Here is an 18,012-nt window from a genome sequence, read left to right as displayed (position 1 = left end):
AAAGGGTGATCGTAGACCCGCTCACCCCGGCCAACCCCCGATGGCCTTGGCAGACTGGGGACGTGCCCCAGACTGTGCTGCTCGCCGAAGACGACCGCGCCATCCGCCACGCCCTGGAGCGTGCCCTCACCCTGGAGGGTTACGAGGTGACCGCGGTCGCGGACGGCGTGGAAGCCTTGGCGCACGCCCACCGCACCCGCCCCGACGTCCTCCTCCTCGACGTGATGATGCCCGGCATCGACGGTCTCCAGGTCTGCCGGGTCCTGCGCGCGGAGGGCGACCGCACCCCGATCCTCATGCTGACCGCGCTGGTCGAGACCGCCGACCGGATCGCGGGCCTGGACGCCGGCGCCGACGACTACGTGGTCAAGCCCTTCGACGTCGAGGAGGTCTTCGCCCGGCTGCGCGCGCTGCTGCGCCGCACCTCCCCGGTGCCGGCCGGCGGTGGCGGTGGTGGCGGGGTGTCCGTCGGCGCCGACTCCGGGCGTGAGCCGCAGATCTCCGACCGGCAGATCGAGGCGGCCGGCCTGCGCATGGACCTCCAGGCCCGCCGGGCCTGGCGCGGCCGCCGCGAGCTGGAGCTGACCCGCACCGAGTTCGAACTCCTCGAACTGCTCGCCCGCAACGCCGGGATCGTCCTCGACCACTCCACGATCTACGACCGCATCTGGGGCTACGACTTCGGGCCCGGCTCCAAGAACCTCGCCGTCTATGTCGGCTACCTGCGCCGCAAGCTCGACGAGCCCGGCGCCCCGCAGCTGATCCACACCGTGCGGGGCGTGGGTTACGTGCTGCGGGAGGACTGAGTGGGCCGCCTCGGGCGGCCGGAGCGGATCGGACGGATGCTGGCCCGCCGACGGCCGGGACTCGTCTCCCTGCGCACCACCTTCGTCGTCTCCTTCGCGGCGGTCACCGCGGCCGTCACGATCGTCGTCGGCATCCTGTCGTACAACGCCGCCGCCCGGCTGGTCCGCGTCGACCAGCAGTCGGTGTTCACGCAGGTCGTCTCCGACGTCCAGGGCGAGGTCAAGCAGCACCGGATGATGCCGGACGACTTCTCCTCCTCCCGGCCCGGACACGACCTGGTCCGGCCGGCCCGCACCGACGTCCAGGTGCTCGGCGCGCAGGGCGAGATCGTCGACCACGGCAGCCCGGTGCTGCCGGTCACCGCCCGGGACCGGGCCGCGGCCACCGCCAGGGCCGCCGGGAAGACGGTCGAGCACAAGGACGTCCGGGTCGGTGAGGACCTGTTCCGGATCGCCACGGTCGCGCTCGGCGACGGGCGGGGCGCGGTCCAGGTGGCGCAGGAGTTCAGCGACACCGAGGACCTGCTGCGGGCGCTCCAGCAGCGGACGCTGGCGCTGATGGCGGCGGTCGTGGTCGCCGCCGGGCTGATCGGCTGGTGGCTGGCCCGGCGGATCACCCGCCGGCTGGTGATCCTGACCTCGGCCGCGGAGGACGTGGCCCGCACCCGGCAGCTCGGCATCCAGGTGCCGGTGACCGGTCTGGACGAGGTGGGGCGGCTCGGCCGCGCCTTCGACCGGATGCTGGGCCGCCTCGCCCAGTCCGAGGAGGACCAGCGGCGGCTGGTCCAGGACGCCGGGCACGAACTCCGCACGCCCCTGACCTCCCTGCGCACGAACATCTCCCTGCTCCGCCGTATCGACGAACTCCCGCCCGCCACCCGTGACGAACTCGTCGCCGACCTGGGCCAGGAGGCGCGTGAGCTGACCGACCTGGTCAACGAGCTGGTCGACCTGGCGGCCGGGCAGTCGGACACGGAGCCGCCGCAGCAGGTGGACCTCGTCGACATCGCGGAGGAGGTGGCCGTGCTGGCCAGGCGCCGTACCGGCCGGGAGATCCTGCTCCGCTACAGCGGGGACACGACCACCGACGGCCGCCCCGGGATGCTGCAGCGGGCCATGTCCAACCTGGTGGAGAACGCGGCCAAGTTCGACCGGGACGGCAAGGCCCCCATCGAGCTCAGGATCACCGGCCCCGCCCGGCCGGGCGCGGTCCGCGTGGAGGTCCTGGACCGCGGTCCCGGCATCGCCGAGGGCGACCTGATCCGCATCTTCGACCGCTTCTACCGCGCCGCCGACGCCCGCTCCCTGCCTGGCTCCGGCCTCGGCCTGTCCATCGTCCGCGAGGTGGCCATGGCCCACGGCGGCGCCCCCTTCGCCTCCCGCCGGGAGGGCGGCGGCGCGGTGATCGGGTTCACGGTGGGCGGGGGCTTCACGAGCGGCGAGCCCCGCGTCTGACCGCGGGGCCCGGCCCTGCGCATCCCGGCCCGGGTACCGGAACGGACCTGGCGGCGGTGCCGGAGCCCGGCAGTGCCCACCGGTCCGGGGCGCCAGGGCCTGTCCGAACCGGCGGTGCGGGCGGGCGAGGACGCCTTCGACGTCTGCCGACGGGGCCGGCGCGGCGGGCGTCGGCGCACGTCCCGGCGGATGCCTGGGAGGTGGCCGATGCCCTCAGCCGCTGGTCCGGGGTCCCGCGGGTCACCCCCAGGGAAGGGTGAGGAACCCCTCCGCGCGGGCGCTCGCCAGGCCGATGCGGGGGATGTCGCTGCTGCGGGCGAAGAGCAGGTAGCGGGGCTCCCACACCGGGCGGTACTTCGCGTTCGCGCGATACAGGGACTCGATCTGCCACCAGCGGGAGAAGAAGGTGAGGGTCGCGTGCCACAGGCGCAGGACCGGGCCCGCGCCGAGGCGGGAGCCGCGTTCGAAGACCGAGCGGAACATCGCGAAGTTCAGGGAGACCCGGTCGACCTTCAGCTCGGACGCGCGCAGGAGCAGTTCGACCACCATGAACTCCATCAGGCCGTTCTCGGAGTTGCGGTCGCGGCGCATCAGGTCGAGGGAGAGGCCGTGCTCGCCCCAGGGGACGAAGCTGAGGAGGGCGCGCGGGGTGTCGTCGGCGTCCCGGCACTCCAGCATCACGCAGCGGCCGTCCGCCGGGTCGCCGAGGCGCCCGAGGGCCATCGAGAAGCCGCGTTCGGTGGCGCCGTCGCGCCAGTGGTCGGCCCGGTCGATGAGCAGCGCCAGCTCGTCCGCGGGGATGTCCTCGTGGCGGCGGATGCGGACCGTGTAGCCGGCCCGGCGGACCCGGTTGTGGGCCTGCCGGACGACCCGCATCGCGCGGCCTTCGAGCGTGAAGTCGGCGATGTCGACGATCGCCTCATCACCCAGTTCGAGGGCGTCCAGGCCGTGCCGGGCGTAGACGGTGCCCGCCTCCTCGCTCGCGCCCATGACGGCGGGCGTCCACGCGTGCCGGCGGGCCTCCGTCAGCCACGCGTCGATCGCGCCCGGCCAGGCCTCCGGGTCACCGATCGGATCGCCGGAGGCGAGGCTGACGCCGCCGACGACGCGGTAGGTGACCGCGGCCTTCCCGGTCGGGGAGAAGATCGCCGCCTTGTCGCGGCGCAGCGCGAAGTAGCCGAGGGAGTCACGGGCGCCCTGCTTCTCCAGCAGGCCGCGCAGCCGCTCCTCGTCCTCCGCGCTGAGCAGCCGACGGCCGCGGGGCGAGCGGAAGCCTGCCCACAGGACCAGGCAGAAGGCGGCCGCGAGCAGGATGTTGATGATGATGTCGGTCCAGCGGGGGGCGTGGACCGCCGTCACGTGGTCGGCGAGCGGGCCGACGCTGACGCCCCGGAGCAGGGTGTAGGCGATCTCGTCGGGCAGGGTGGCGCCGGGGAGCTTGTTCGTCGCGTGCACGAGGAGGGTGCCCAGGCCGCCGGTGACCAGGACGCCGCCCGCGGCCACCGCCGCGGCCGTCTTCGGGTTCGACGGGTCGCCGACCGCGATGAACTCCCGGCGGCCGACCAGCAGCGCGGCCACGAAGAGGCCGGTGACGGCGGCGGAGACCCAGTTGAAGACGTGGGCGCGGTACTCGTGCTGGGTGAGCGCGAGGACGTAGAGCGCGAACAGGGGGGTGGACAGCACCAGGTTGACCACCCAGGCCGCGCGCTTGCGGCGGCGCATCACCAGGACGAAGAAGATGGCGAGGGCGGCGGAGACCAGGCCCGCGGTCGCCAGGTACGGCGTGAAGAACTGCCCGGAGTGGTGGGCGTGCTGCCGGTGCAGGTGCAGGGTGATACGGCCGTTGTTGTGCTCGTCCACCTCCTGGCGGAACGGCAGCGACAGTACCGCCGCTATGTTCAGCACGGCGATCACGCGCAGGTACCAGACCGTGAAGTCGGCGGCTCGTCTGCTCAGTGCGCCGCCGGGCTCGGTGGTGGGGGCACGGCGGGCGGCGGACGCGCGCTCGGGGATCAGCGCCGACAACTCTGGGGGCATGGTGACCGATCGCCTTGGGGACGGGGAACGGGATGACGGAGGGACGACCCTACATTCTGTAGGTTAGCTGTGGGCGGCAGGGGAATGATCCGCGTCGGTAGGGAAAACGGTGTGAAACGACGGAGTGACCCTTACCGGTGCTCCCGTTCCGCCCGCCGCCGGGCCGCCAGCATCCACGCCAGGTTGCCGATGGCCGCCCCGGCCGCCACCGCCGCCACGATCACCCCGCCCGTCGCCAGCCCGTCGCTGAACAGGTGCGGGCGCCGGTCGAGACTGTGCAGGCCGAAGCCGGACAGCTCGTACACGCCCACCGCCGCGACCAGCAGGCTCGCCACCAGCACCGCGACCGTGGGGGTCAGCGGGCGCCGCGCCTCCTGCGTGTCCGAGCCGTGCATGAGTACCCCCGATGAGCTGACGGGCCGCCGTGACCGATGGGGAACCTACAATACGTAGGGTCCGCGGCGCCTCCGGACGTGCGGATCCGCACCAGTCCGGACATCGAGGACATCGCCCGGCCGTCCGGCCGGTGGCCGCCGCGGCCGGCGTGCCCCGCACGGGTGATACGCCGGGGTGCGGCGGGGTGACGGTACGGCGGACCGGCCGGCACCGCGGCTCAGCCGAAGCGGCCCGCCACGTAGTCCGCCGTGCGCCGGTCCCGCGGGGAGTTGAAGACGGCCTCCGTGTCGCCGTGCTCGACGATGCCGCCGGGGGTGCCCTGCTCCGCCAGGAAGAACGCGCACTGCTGGGAGACGCGGGCCGCCTGCTGCATGTTGTGGGTCACGATGACGATCGTCACCTGACCGGCCAGGTCCTGGATGGTCTCCTCGACGCGACGGGTGGAGGTGGGGTCCAGCGCCGAGCAGGGCTCGTCCATGAGGAGGACCCGGGGGCGGACCGCCAGGGCCCGCGCGATGCACAGGCGCTGCTGCTGACCGCCGGACAGCGCGCCGCCGGGCCGGCGGAGCCGGTCACGGACCTCCTTCCACAGGCCGGCGCGGGTCAGGGACTCCTCGACCAGCTCGTCCTTCTCCCGGCGGTTCGCCTTGGTGCCGGTCAGCCGCAGACCCGCCACCACGTTGTCGTAGATCGACATCGCCGGGAACGGGTTCGGCTTCTGGAAGACCATGCCGATCCTGCGGCGGGCGTCGGTCAGCCGCCAGGACGGGTCGTAGATGTCCTCGCCCTCGAAGAGCACCTCGCCGCCGAACTGCGCGGACGGGATCAGCTCGTGCATCCGGTTCAGGGTGCGCAGGAACGTCGACTTGCCGCAGCCGGACGGGCCGATCAGCGCGGTCACCTCGCCGGAGGGCATGGTCAGCGACACCCGGCTGAGCACCTGGTGCGAGCCGAACCAGGCGGAGACGGCCCGGGCTTCGAGGGTGGCGGGCGCGGGGCCGTCGACCGCGGGGACGGGCAGGACGACGGTGTCGGTCGCGTGGGTCGCGTGGGATGCGGCGGCCACGTCGGTCGCTTCGGTCGCTTGCGTCAGTTCGGTCACTTCGCTCACTTCACTCACCTCGGTCACAACAGGTTCGGCAGCAGTTCGGTGGTCCGCGTCGCGACCTGGAGGCCGAGCACCGCGACGACCGGGGCGAAGACGATCCAGGTCTGGTGGCGGCCCCAGCGGTGCCAGGTCCAGACGGCGGCGACCGCGGCGAGCAGCAGCGCCTGCAGCCACATCACCAGCGGCCACGGCACCCCGGAGGGCCGGGCCAGCGGCTCCTCGGAGCCGGGCAGGGTGCCGGCCCGGATCACGGCCGGCGGGGTCTGGAACGGCGCGGAGACCAGGTCCGCGTCGACGCGCAGGACACCCGAGGGCATGAACCTCGGTCCCGTCGCGGTGATGAGGACGATCCGGCTCTTTCCGGCGGCGAGCGCCGTCGGCGCCGGGTCCCCGGCCCGCCGTACGTCGACGACCTGGAACCTCGCCCTGCCCTGGCCGGTGGTGACGGTGACCGGGTCACCGGGGGCGAGCCGGGAGAGCCCGCCGAACGGGCCGCCGTACGCCGCCGCCCGTCCCATCAGCACGCTGGTGCCGGCCTGGCCGGGCATCGGGGTGTCCCGGCGGTGCCCCGGGCCGTCGGTCGTGACGGACGAGTCGGTGCCCTCCAGGACCACCTGGCTCAGGCCCAGCTTCGGTATCTCGACGAGCGCGACCGGCGTGCCCGGCGCCAGCAGCCTGCCGTCCTGGCCGGTCTGCGCCACCGGCGCGGTCCCGAGGGCGAGTTGTTCGCGCAGCCGGTCGAAGCCGGCGTGCTGCGCGGAGTGTTCCTGGGCGCCGCTGAACACCAGCAGCTGGGCGGTGATGCCGAGCAGCAGGGCCGCGAGGCTGAGCAGTCCGCCGCGCGAGAGGTGGCGGACGTAGGTGAGGCCGGCGACGGGCCTGCGGGGCACGGCCGGAGCCAGAGCTTTCGGTGTCGGTACGGCGACCGTCACGGCGGCCCGCCTCCTTCAGAGGTGCGTGCGGGCCGCCGGGAGCCGTACGAGGCTCCCGGCGGGCCCGTCAACCGGTCAGGTGGACTTGATGGTGAAGTTGGCGCCGGACTTCGAGTTCACGCTCGAGGAACCGGCGTAGAAGGCGTGCAGGGTGTGCTTGCCCCTGGCCAGCCTGGGCAGCGTGACGGTGACCTTGCCGCCGCTCAGGGTGCCGGTCGCGATGACCTTGGAGCCCTCGTAGATCCGGACGGTGCCGGTCGGGGTGGTGCCGGTGGCGGTGACCTTGACGGTGACCCTGGCCTTGGCGGTGTGGCTCACCGAGGCCGGGGCGGAGGTGGCGACCGACGCCGTGGCCTCGGTGATCTTCAGGGAGGCGGTCGTCGAGGACGCGTTCAGGCCGGCGCTGCCCGCGTAGGACACCGACAGCGCGTGCGTGGCGACCTTGAGGTGGTTCGACAGGCCGATGGTGACCTTGCCGGACGCGTCGAGGGTGCCGGTGCCGAGGGTGGTGGAGCCCTCCTTCACCGTGACCTTGCCGGTCGGCTTCACGCCGTGCGAGCCGGCGACGGTGACGGCGACCTTCGGGGTCTTGCCGTAGGCGGTGGTGGCGGCGGTGGCGGTCGTGGTGCTGGTGTACTTGACGGCGACGGTCGAGGCGGCCTCCACGCCCGTGCCGCTGAGGTTGTCGGCGGTGACGGCGGCGGTGTAGGTGCCGTTGGCCAGGCCGGTGAAGGAGTACGACGTGGTGGAGGCCGTGAGGTCCTTGGAGGCGACGACGGCGCCGTCCGCGTCCTTCAGCGTGACGCGGTAGTCGGTGACCGGCAGGGCCGGGACGATGGTGCTGGGGGTCCAGCTCAGCTTCAGGCTCGCGTCACCCGCGGTCGTCTTCAGGGTGGGCGCGGCGGACACGCTCGTGTCGATGCCCGAACCCTCCAGGCCACCCTGCCTGACGTGCTTGTTGGCGAGGTTGATGAAGCCGTTGTAGGGCTCGTTGACGAAGCCGAAGGAGGCGATGACCTTCTCGGCGTCGTCGGAGGCCAGGGCGGCGGTGTGGCTGCCGCTGGTGACGAAGATGTCGTACAGGTCCTGGTCGAAGAAGATGCTGGTGGTGTCGACCTCGCGGGTCGGGACGACGTTGTAGACGTCCCGGCCGAAGGTGGCGTTCTCGTAGTAGTCGGTGACGGGCTTGAGCTTGCCGTTGACCGTCGTCACCGGGCTGGTGCCACCGGTGTCGCCGTCGAACTGGATCGCGGCCAGGTGACCGCCGTTGGCCACGGAGGTCTTGGTGTAGTCGGGGGAGACGCCGTTGTTCTGGGCGATCCAGCTGCCGACCGAGAACGGGACGAGGGCGCCGTCCTCGGTGAGCGCGGCGTTGCCCTGGTTCTCCTGGACGATCTGGACGCTCGAGGTGAGCTGGTCGTCCTTCAGGCCGATCGCGTTGAGGAAGAAGTTGCGGGTGCCCGAGTTCAGCTGCGGGAGCTTCGGGTGCACCGTCTGGCCGTTCACCGTGGTCAGCTGGCCGTTGTAGATGTCGTGCAGCTGCTTCACCGTCAGCGTGTCCAGCCCCGGCCCGCGCACCGCCACGCCGACGGCGTCCCGCGCCATGGGGATGAAGGTGAGCGCGGTGCCCGAGCTGGAGGGGGCGCCGGAAGAGCGGCCGAAGTCGACCTGGTTCTTGATGGCGACGCCGGTGCCGTCCGGCCACTGCTCGCCGGTCAGCGACTTGGTCAGGGCCTTGCGGCCGGCGCCGGAGCCGTTCGGGCGCGCGAAGGAGGGGCCGCCCGTGCGGGTGGTGATCTTCGACGCCGTGGAGCCGGTGCCGGGCTCGATCGCGTCGTAGGAGGCGATGCGGGCACCGGAGGTCGCCTTCACGGCGGTGGAGGCGTAGCTGATGCCGTTGACGGTGTCGCCGGCGAGGGCGTTGAGGACGTCCTGGGTGGTGTCCGAGCCGACGCCGACCAGCTGGCGGAAGGCGCCGGCGTCCGGGTCCGCGACCGCCGGGGTGGCGAGGGCGAGGCCGCCGGCCACCACGGCCGCGGCGACGAACGCCGCCGAAGAGCGCAGATTGCGCATCGAGAGTCTCCTGACGAGAGCTAGCTGGCTGGGTGTTGCCAGAGGATCTGGCAGGGTGGTACCGGCCGTCCGCCCCGACTGCCTTTCGGGGCGGACGGTCGTCTGTGGGGGAGCACTTGGCTCCGTGAGGCTTTCAACGCCCCGTGTGCAGCGCCCCGTCAGGGGCGCGGGGAACTGCGCGACCAGCCACGACGCACCCGCAGCCGACGCACGGCCGTCGTCACGGAAGCCATCGACAACCGACGCCCGCCCGCGAAGGGCGCCCCCACCCCGGCGACCGCCCCGAGCGCGGCCCCGACCGGGACGGCGTACCGCAGCGGATTGGCCGGGTCGGCCGGGGTGTTGCCGGCCGCGGTGGTCTGCAGGGCCTTGCCGCCGTCGAACGACGCCGACGCGCTGGGCGAGGCGCTCGCGCCGCCGTTGCCTCCGGCACCCGTACGGGTGCCGCCGGCCGTGCCGCCGTCGGCCCCGGCGGCGGCGGAGGGCGGGCCACCGGCCGAGGTGCCGGTGCCGCCTCCGCCGGCCGGAGCGTGGGAGCCGTCGGCGGTCGGCCCGGTGTAGTGCAGCAGCGCCTGGACCGCCTTGAGGGTCCGGGTGCGGAGCGTCTCGGACAGCGGCGCGTAACCGGCCGGCAGGCGGCCCGGGTCGGCGCCGCTGACCTGCCCGGTGCCGGCCGCGTACTGCAGCAGGGCCGCGTAGTCCTTGCGGGCGGCGGACGTGATCTTGGCCGGCCGGACGGCCGCGTAGACCAGCTGCGCCAGCGGGTAGGCGTCCTTCGCCGTCGCGCCGGACGGGGTGATCTCGGCGACGTCCTTGCCGGCGGCGCTGTTCGCGGCGGCGGTCAGGGAGGCGGTGGTCGGCGCCACGAAATTCCCCGCGGCGTTGCGGAGACTGGCCGTCTGCAGGCCGTAACGGGCCGCCGAGGCCGCGTCGGTGATCGTGATGACGAAGCGGGAACCGACCGTCTGCGGGCCGGTGCTCTTGAAGGCCGGCGGGCTGGCGAGCGAGTCCCAGCTCGACTTCCACAGGGTGTCGGCACGCCGGGCGTGCAGGGCGCCGGCGTGCATGTCCTGGACGTACGGGTGGAAGTCGGTCATGCACTGCTTCTGCGTGGCGCCGCTGCCCGGCGGGATCGTGCACCACGGGTCGCTCTTCGGGTACTCGTCGAGGTGCGACGGGTCGAAGGCGAAGCCCGTCGGGTTCAGGTCGGCGTTGGTGCTGTAGTACGGGTTGACCCGCATCCCGTCGTCGTCGGGGACGCCGGCCAGGAACTGCCGGGCGTCCTTGTCGGCGAAGATCCACTGCCAGACGGCGCGGGCCGAGTCGGAGTGGCCGAGCGCGGTCATCAGGTCGGTGTCGGTGGACGGCGTCTCGGAGACCGAGAAGTACGCGAACTCGGGGTTGAGCGCGACGAACTCGGGGTCGTTCGCCAGGCCCGCCGGGTTGTTCCTCGCCCAGCCGTAGCCCTTGGCGGCGGTGCCGCCGATCACGGCTCCCCAGGGCGAGCTGCGGTACGACTCGGTGAGCAGCTTGGCGACCAGACGGGGGGTCAGCTTGATCGACTCGACCTTGGTGCCCGCGAGTCCCTCGATCGACTCCGGTGCGCCGGCCCTCGGTCTGCGCTCGATGGTGAAGCCGATCACGGCTCCGGAGAGGGCGACCGGCGCGTACGTCGTGGTGTCCGACGGGGCGGCCGAGCTCGCGTCGGCCCCCAGGGCGCGGGTGGTGAAGGCGAGTCCGGAGGAGCCGTCGTTGCCGAGCCGGGACCGGGCGTCGGGCTCGCCGAGTTCGGTGTAGCTGTAGACCTTGCCGGCCGCGCACAGCCGGGCCTGCCAGCTGGTCATCGCGTCGGCCGCCAGTTCGCTGCCGGTGGTGGGACGTTCGTCGGCGCCGAGGGCGCAGTTGGTGCCCACGCTGTTGAAGTCCAGTCTGACGGCGATCCGGTTCGCCCAGTTGGTGGAGGAGACCGGGGAGCCCGCGTTCACCTGGCTCTTGTCCGCGTACGGCTTGCCGTCCAGGTCCAGGTGCCCCTGCGGGACGATCACCAGCCAGCACGAGCGGGGCCTGGTCACACCGTCGGTGGTGACGGGTTCGCCGCAGCCGAGGTGGGGCGCCTCGTTGGCGGTCTGCACCTCGAAGTACTCCTGCCCGGTGCCGTTGGCGCTGGTGCGGGCGAAGTCGATCTCGTTGCTGGTGTTGTAGTTGAAGAACTGGTTGTTCTGCGTGTGGGTGGTGACGGTGGTGCCGTCGACCGACTTGAAGGGCACCTCGCCCGGCGCGTTCGGGTTGGCGGCGCCGTACCGGTTGTCCTGGCCGTAGTTGGTGGGGTCGGCGCTGTAGAAGACCTGGCGGGTGTCGTCGTAGGCGTTGCCGGGCCAGCTGGTGCGGTCGGTGGTCGGAGAGCCGCCGTACTGGCACTGGGTGCGCGCCGGGCCCGGGTCGGACGGGACCGTGCCGTCGTCGTCGCCCCAGCACTGCATGATCTGCACGAAGTCCGTGTTGAACTGGGTGCCCGCGAAGGTGGTCGGGGTGCCGCCGGTCCAGCTGACCGTGACGGCCTGGCTGGTGAGGTTCCTGGTCTGGGAGACCGTGAACTTCATGTCCTTGAACTCGCCGCGCCCGGAGACGGTCACGGCGGAGCCGGTGGCCGCGGCGGCCGTGGGGGCGCTCTGGGCGACCGCGAGTCCGGCGAGAGCGCCGACGGTGGCGCCCGCGAGCAGGCGTATCAGCGCGTTGCGTACCCGGGTGCTTCTCATCGCGAACCCCGCTCTTCCGCAAGGGAGTTGTCGCTCCCGCCGGCCCTGCTGCCGACCAGGCGGGAGACCACCGAGGGCAGCAGGAGCAGGCCGAGGACCAGGACCGCGGCCAGCAGCATCAGCGTCTGGGTGCCGGTCCAGCCGTGCGCGGTGGCCACGGCGACGGGCTGGGCGAGGGCGACGGTGCCACCGGCGCCGGTGCCGGTGCCGCCGGCGCTCGTACCGGTGCCCGTACCGCCGCCGGGGCTGATGGTCTGGCCGGTGTCGGGGTCGACGGAGGGCTGGGCGCTCCCGCCGGAGCCGCCGGTGCCTCCGGCGCCGCCGGTCGGGGCGTCCGTGCCGCCGGTGCCGCCCGAGGTGCCGCCGGTCGCCGTCCCGGTCCCGGAGCCGCCGCTGCCCGAGCCCGACTTGGCGCCGCCGCTGCCGCTGGTGCAGGGCGCCGCGCCCTTCTTGTCGCAGGCGGCCGGGTAGGGCGCGGTCTGCGCGAGCCGGTTCTCGCCGTCGGCGGTGAAGGTCGGGTTGTTGCAGTTCTTGATGTTGATGTTCTGTGCCCGCACGCCCGGGATCCGGCGGATCTGGTCGAAACCGGCCTGCACGAGGTTGATCGGCAGGGGGGAGTAGCCCAGCTTCGGCGCCTGTTGCTGGCCCTGGCACATGAAGTAGTAGGAGAACGCGCCGAGCGTCTTGCCCTTGGCCTCGGTGAAGGTGCCCTGCACCTTCAGCGGCAGGATCATGTACGAGTAGCTGGACAGCGGGTAGTTGCGCCGGTCGCTGTCGTTGTACACGCCGTCGAGCTGCTGGGTGAGGTAGTCCGCGGAGTTCCTGTCGGTGTTGATCCTCGCCTTGAGCAGCGAGACCGCCACGTTCTGCGGGGTGGGCTCGGTGTAGTAGCCCGCGTGGTTCAGGACCTTGGCGACCGGGTAGTGCGCGTTGAGCGCGTACGAGTAGTTGACGTACCCGATCGCGCCCTCGCCGTAGCCCTGGGCGACGTAACCCGCGACACCGAGGTCACCGGACTGCGCGATCATGCCGGAGACGGTGGGGTAGTACGACGTCTCCCCGCACGCCCCCGAGCGGCCGACCTTCGCGCAGTAGGCGTTCCACAGCGCCCGGTGCTGGTTCGCCATCCACAGCGTGAACTGGGCGGTGGAGCCGGAGCCGTCGGAGCGGACCACCGGGACGATCGTGCGGTGCGGGAGCTGGAGCCCCGGGTTGTCCGCCTTGATCACCGGGTCGTCCCAGGTCTTGACGGCCCCGGTGAAGATCTTGGTGACCACGTCGCCGGAGAGGCGGAGGTTGGTGACCCGCTGACCGTTGACGGTGAGGTGGTACATGAACACCGTGCCGCCGGCCACGATCGGCATGTAGGCGTAGGAGCCGGCCGCGGGGCGTTCGGCGGCGCTGCCGTCGGTGGGGTGCGTCTGGAACGGGATGTCGGAGACGGCGAAGTCGACGGTCCCGGAGAGGAACTGGCGGCGGCCGTCGGAGGAGCCGGTGCCGGCGTAGCTGATGCGCATGCCGTACTGGTTGACGGCGCGCCGCCATTCGTCGACGGCGTTCTCGGCCCAGGTGGAGCCGGCGCCGGCGATGGGGGTGTAGCTGTCGGCCGAGGCGGGGGTGGCTGTGCTGAGGACGGTGATGAGTGCGGCCAGGATGCCCAGCCGTCTCAGGGCGTTGATGACAAGGCTGGACATCAGTGCGCGTCTCCTGTGGCAGGGTCTGTGTTCCCACCCGCACCACCCGTGCGGGTTTCGTGGGCAGGTGCGGGTGGCCCCTGGGGGGCGGGGCCGCCGTCGGCGGCCGCGGGTGCGTTGTCTTCGGGGGACTGCTTGCCGGTGTCGGCCGCGGGTGCGCCGGGGGCGGGCGCTTCACCGGCCCCGGTCCCGAACAGCTCCAGTCCCGGGGTGTGGAGCTCGGCGAACCTCGTCGCGTCCCGGCGGGACGCCCGCGCCGCCCGCCGCGCCTGGCGCTTGTTCTGGTGGCCGGGGCCGCGGCCGCCGATCACGCGGGCGATCGCGAAGAGGATCAGGACCAGGGCCATCAGGACCGCCGCCGAGCCGAAACCGCGGGCGATCATGGTCGGTTCGGGGGACTTGACGAAGTTGAAGACGGCCAGCGGGAGGGAGACCATCGGGCCGTTCGTCGGATCGGCGTTGAGCGCCGCCGTGAACCCTGCGGTGAGCAGGACCGGCGAGGTCTCGCCGATGCCCCGGGCCGTACCGAGGATCACGGCGGTCGCGAGGCCGGAGCGGGCCGTGGGCAGGACCACGTGCCAGACCGTCCGCCAGCGCGGCGCGCCGAGCGCCTCGGACGCCTCGGTGAGCGTGCCGGGGACCAGCCGCAGCACCACGTCCGCCGCGCGGATCACGATCGGCAGCATCATCACGCTGATCGCGAAGCCCGCCGCCAGCCCCGACTTCTGCATGCCGAGGCCGAGGATCCACACCGCGTACACCATGAGACCGGCCACGATCGACGGCAACGCGGTCATCGCCTCGACGATCGTGCGGACGAACCGCGAGAAGCGGCCCGGGATCTGGTTCAGGTACACCGCGCAGGCCAGGCCCAGCGGCACGGTGATCGTCAGCGCGATGGTGATCATGATGAGCGTGCCGAGCATGGCGTGCGCGACACCGCCGTGGCTCAGCGGGTCGAGGGGGCCCGCCGCCTGCATGTCCTGGGTGAAGAAGTTGCCGTGCGGCAGGGCCTCGCGGCCGCGCCACGCGGTGAAGCCGACGACCAGCGCGAGCGCGCAGAACATCAGCCCGCCCGCCGTCCACAGCACGACGGTCATCACCCGGTCCCGGACCGCCTGGCCGTCCTCCTCAAGTCCGGTCAGCACCGCGTAGACAGCGAGGAAGGACAGGTATGCGGTGACGAAGAAGCCCAACGCGCCGGAGAACGGCGCGAGTTCGCCGAAAAGCAGGACGGCGACGCACAGCCCGGAGGCGGCGGCGCCGAGCAGGGACAGCACACCGGAGCGGGTCAGCCCGCCGATCCGGCGCGGGACGTCGGGGAACGCGATGGGCGGGGCGAGCGGGGTGCCTGCGGAGGTGTTCGCGGTGGTGTCTGCGGAGGTGTCCGCGTGGGTGTCCCCGGTGGCCGTCCCGGACGTGTCTCGCGGGACGTCCTGGGGAGCGCCCTTCTCAAGGTCTACGACGGTCATCGTCACGCCTCGCTCTGTGCGCCGGACCGTGACCGGGCCACGATCGAGGAGGCGGTGAAGTTGACCGCCAGGGTGAGCAGGAACAGCGCGAGGCCCGCGGCCATCAGCGCCGACATGCCGAACGTGGAGGCATCGCCGTAGTGCAGGGCGATGAGGGAGGAGACGGAGTTCGAACCGGTCTGCAGGATGTGCGGCTGGATGGTGAAGACCGGGGAGATGATCAGGTAGACCGCGATGGTCTCGCCGAGCGCGCGGCCCAGGCCCAGCATGGTGCCGCCGATGATCCCGCCCATGCCGTACGGCAGCACGACCGCGCGGATCACGCCCCAGCGGGTGGCGCCGAGCGCGTAGGCGCCCTCCCGTTCACCGGCCGGCGCCTGCGTGAACACCTCGCGCATCACCGAGCACTGGATGGGCGCGACCATCAGCGCGACGACGATCCCGGCGACGAACGTGGACGCCGTGTAGACGCTCTCGGAGGCCAGCGGTTCGCCGGGCCGGGCGCCGTCGACGTGCAGGAACGGGATCCACCCGAGCCAGTCCGACAGCCACCTGGACAGGCCGATCACGTGGCTCTGGAGGAAGAACAGCCCCCACAGGCCGTAGACCACGGACGGCACCGCGGCCATCAGGTCGACCAGGGAGACGAGCGTGCGGCGCAGCGGGCGGGGCGCGATGTCCGAGATGAACAGGGCGGTCCCGATGGCCAGCGGCACGCTGATCGTGACGGCGACGGTGGCGATCAGCAGGGTGCCGGTGAGCACGGCCGCGATGCCGAACCGGTGGACGTCCGGCTGCCACTGGGCGGTGCTGAGGAAGGCCCAGACGCCCCGGGTCCGCAGTGCCTGCCCGGCGCGGAGCAGCAGGAACAGGCCCACCGCGGCCATGATGGCGAGGACGACGACGCCGGCGGCCGTCAACTGGACCCGGAACATCCGGTCCCCGAGCCCCCGGGCGGCGGACAGCCGCCTGGGCACGGGTCTTTCGGATTCCGCCCCTGCGGAACCCTCGAGCGCGGACACCACTGTGCCCCCCTAAACGGAAACGGTTCTCCCCAAGCGGCTCCGAATCCGGGAGCCGCGCCGCAGAGTCAATGGCCGGTTCCTTGCGCTCCAGCCCGTCAGAAGTGGAGAACGTGTGAACAGTCCATGCCATTTAGGTGGGGGAGATGTGGGTGTCCGTGCACGGGGGGACCGCCCGGGGCGAGACCCGGGAAACGCCGGGGTTCAGTCGTCGGCTGCGCGGGTCAGGGCGTCTCTGGCGGACTGTTCTCCCTGGCCCAGCAGTGCCTTCTCCAGGCTGTGGTCGTCCTTTCGGGAGAAGCGTTCGCCCTCGGCGACGTCCTGCTCGCTCAGTACCCGCCCGCACCACTCGCCCCGGTCGGCGGTGTGGTCGTCGAAGGGCACGGCCGCGCCCTCGCCGAGGACGGCCCAGCCGCCCTCGTGCCAGCGCAGGGCGAGCAGGTAGGTGTGGCCGACCTGGAGACGGGGTGCGTCGGTGGCCGTCTCGGCCACGCGGGCGCCGCTGGACCGATAGACCTCCCAGCCGGGGGCGACCATGTCGAATGCGGCGCCGAGGGCGTGCCGGGGCGAGCTGCGCGACCACAGCCTGCTGTCGGTACGGAAGCTCACCAGCCGGTCCGTCGCGGACGCCACGGCCCCCTTGGCGTAGGTCCGCCGGTTCGTCTCCCGCTCCGCGGTCGGGCTGGCGACGACGACATGGTCGGCGTACGTCACCCAGTCCTTCGCGGTCTGCGACGGATACAGGTCCCCCGAGGTCCCGCACCCCACCACCGTCTCCAGCCCCGGTGCGCCGACCACCACCCCCGCGGCGATCCCGACGGCGGCGAGCAGAGCGGCGATGGGCCACGCAGACAGTCGTCGTGGCATGACGAAACGTTCCCCCATGGTGAAGAAAGACCCCCGTGTTTCCTGTGTCCCCGTGTCCCCGGACGTGCGTCCCCGGGGTGCCGGTGCGGCCCCCGGGACGGCGGAGACGGTCGGATCTCCAGGCCGTGTCGATCACCTTAGGTACACCCGAACGAAAGTGAACAAGAATCACCTCGGCCCGGCACAGAACTGTGACGCGGCACGGAAACGGTGACGCGGACGGCGGCCCGGCAACCCGTTCCGGTGATCGTGTCGGCCGAGCACGCACCCCGGTGCCGGCTCCGGGCGGCCCAGGTATAGCGTCGCGCAGTGGGCCTGGCCTGACCTGACCCGTTTCGTCCCGGAGTGAAGGAGCGTGGACCCGTGAGCCGGATGGCCGAGCTGACCGCCGGTCGGCTGCTGACGTCGTGGCAGCTGGACGTACCCGCGCTGCTGCTGGTCGTGGCCCTGGGCGGGCTGTACGGCTGGGGCGTGCTGCGGGTGCGCGGCCGGGGCGGAGTCTGGTCCCCGGCCCGGACCGCCGCCTTCGCGTTCCTCGGACTGGGCGCGCTGGTCGTGGCGACGATGTCGAGCCTCGCCGTCTACGACCACGTGCTGTTCTGGCCCGCGGCCGTGCAGAACATCCTGCTCGACCTGGTGGCCCCGCTCGGCCTCGCCCTGGGCGACCCGCTCCGGCTCGCGGTGGAGGCGCTGCCGGCGGAGGCGGCGGCCGGGGTCCGCCGGGCGATGACCGGCCGCGTGCTCCGCCTGCTCACCTTCCCCCTGGTCAGCACGGCGCTGGTGCTCGCCACCGAGCTGACGGTCTACTTCACGCCGTACTTCGCGACCGCGCTGCGGGTGGGCTGGCTGCACGAGCTGATGTACCTGCACCTGCTGGTGGCGGGCTGCCTCTTCGTCGTACCGGTGCTGACCCGTGAGGAGACGCTGCCGGCGTGGTGCAGCCACCCGGTGCGGGCGGGCCTGGTCTTCCTGGACGGGGTGATCGACGCGATCCCCGGGGTCGTCGTGATGACCCACGGGACGCTGATCGCGGGCGCGTGGTACCTCCACCACCATCCGGCCTGGGCCCCCGACGTCCTGCACGACCAGCAGATCGGCGGCGGCGCGATGCTGAGCATCGCCGAGCTGGTCGCGCTGCCGTTCCTGCTGACGATCCTGTTCCAGTGGGCGCGGGCGGAACGGGTGCAGACGGCGGCCCTGGACCGCCGCCTGGACGAGCAGCAACTGGCGGCGGCCGCGGCCGTCCCCGCCCCGACCGCATCGGAGCCGGCCGCCCCCACCGCCCCCGCCCCCGTCACCGACCGGGTCCGCCCCTGGTGGGAGACGGAGGAGAACGAGGTCGCCTCCCGAATCCGCCGCCAGCACGGCGACCGGTGAGGGCGCGGCAGGCTGGG

General features: G+C 72.5%; 13 protein-coding genes. 3 read left to right on the top strand and 10 right to left on the bottom strand.

The annotated features are described in order from the left end of the window. Positions 1-62 precede the first annotated feature (62 nt). Together AB0G52_RS20865 and AB0G52_RS20860 are read left to right on the top strand one after the other, a co-directional pair. Positions 63-806 carry a response regulator transcription factor gene (locus AB0G52_RS20865; protein WP_207921796.1) on the top strand — a complete coding sequence of 248 codons (744 nt, stop codon included), beginning with the start codon at positions 63-65 and terminating at the stop codon, positions 804-806. Positions 807-842: 36 nt separating this feature from the next. Next, a complete protein-coding gene (locus AB0G52_RS20860) occupies positions 843-2,261 on the top strand; it encodes a HAMP domain-containing sensor histidine kinase (protein WP_132890462.1) in 1,419 nt (472 codons plus the stop codon). A gap of 240 nt (positions 2,262-2,501) precedes the next feature. Here the strand turns inward: AB0G52_RS20860 and AB0G52_RS20855 are convergent, their stop codons facing one another. The 10 genes from AB0G52_RS20855 to AB0G52_RS20810 all read right to left on the bottom strand — a co-directional run bounded on the left by AB0G52_RS20855 (position 2,502) and on the right by AB0G52_RS20810 (position 16,618). Then, positions 2,502-4,298 (bottom strand): phosphatidylglycerol lysyltransferase domain-containing protein, encoded by a 1,797-nt coding sequence (locus AB0G52_RS20855; protein ID WP_132890389.1) that lies wholly within the window; start codon positions 4,296-4,298, stop codon positions 2,502-2,504. A gap of 131 nt (positions 4,299-4,429) precedes the next feature. Then, the gene (locus AB0G52_RS20850; protein WP_132890388.1) at positions 4,430-4,693 is read right to left on the bottom strand and encodes a hypothetical protein; all 264 of its coding nucleotides are present in this window, start codon (positions 4,691-4,693) and stop codon (positions 4,430-4,432) included. A gap of 218 nt (positions 4,694-4,911) precedes the next feature. After that, on the bottom strand, positions 4,912-5,715 hold the full coding sequence (gene pstB, locus AB0G52_RS20845) for a phosphate ABC transporter ATP-binding protein PstB (protein WP_132890461.1): 804 nt from the start codon (positions 5,713-5,715) through the stop codon (positions 4,912-4,914). Positions 5,716-5,819: 104 nt separating this feature from the next. Further along, positions 5,820-6,734, bottom strand: coding sequence for a sortase (locus tag AB0G52_RS20840; RefSeq protein ID WP_132890387.1), 915 nt, complete (start codon positions 6,732-6,734; stop codon positions 5,820-5,822). 75 nt (positions 6,735-6,809) lie between these two features. Further along, positions 6,810-8,807, bottom strand: coding sequence for an Ig-like domain repeat protein (locus AB0G52_RS20835; protein WP_132890386.1), 1,998 nt, complete (start codon positions 8,805-8,807; stop codon positions 6,810-6,812). A gap of 158 nt (positions 8,808-8,965) precedes the next feature. Then, entirely contained in the window at positions 8,966-11,563 is a 2,598-nt protein-coding gene (locus AB0G52_RS20830; protein WP_165939425.1) for a hypothetical protein, read from the bottom strand. After that, positions 11,560-13,257 carry a substrate-binding domain-containing protein gene (locus tag AB0G52_RS20825; RefSeq protein WP_132890385.1) on the bottom strand — a complete coding sequence of 566 codons (1,698 nt, stop codon included), beginning with the start codon at positions 13,255-13,257 and terminating at the stop codon, positions 11,560-11,562. The genes AB0G52_RS20830 and AB0G52_RS20825 overlap by 4 nt, the downstream gene beginning before the upstream one ends. Next, positions 13,257-14,729 (bottom strand): phosphate ABC transporter permease PstA, encoded by a 1,473-nt coding sequence (gene pstA, locus AB0G52_RS20820; RefSeq protein WP_132890384.1) that lies wholly within the window; start codon positions 14,727-14,729, stop codon positions 13,257-13,259. Before pstA ends, AB0G52_RS20825 begins: the two co-directional genes overlap by 1 nt. Before the next feature lie 2 nt (positions 14,730-14,731). Then, a complete protein-coding gene (pstC, locus tag AB0G52_RS20815; protein ID WP_361337763.1) occupies positions 14,732-15,706 on the bottom strand; it encodes a phosphate ABC transporter permease subunit PstC in 975 nt (324 codons plus the stop codon). 249 nt (positions 15,707-15,955) lie between these two features. Next, positions 15,956-16,618, bottom strand: a complete 663-nt coding sequence (locus AB0G52_RS20810) for a hypothetical protein (protein WP_132890382.1) — start codon at positions 16,616-16,618, stop codon at positions 15,956-15,958. Positions 16,619-16,990: 372 nt separating this feature from the next. On the opposite strand from AB0G52_RS20810, the gene AB0G52_RS20805 reads away from it, so the two are divergent. Continuing rightward, positions 16,991-17,995 carry a cytochrome c oxidase assembly protein gene (locus AB0G52_RS20805; RefSeq protein WP_132890460.1) on the top strand — a complete coding sequence of 335 codons (1,005 nt, stop codon included), beginning with the start codon at positions 16,991-16,993 and terminating at the stop codon, positions 17,993-17,995. The last annotated feature ends 17 nt before the right edge of the window (positions 17,996-18,012 follow it).

The organism is Streptomyces sp. NPDC021562, assembly GCF_040640875.1.
In the GTDB taxonomy this organism is placed as follows: Bacteria; Actinomycetota; Actinomycetes; order Streptomycetales; family Streptomycetaceae; genus Streptomyces.
Note: the sequence above shows the minus strand (reverse complement) of the source record. Positions and strands in the feature narration are given on the sequence as shown.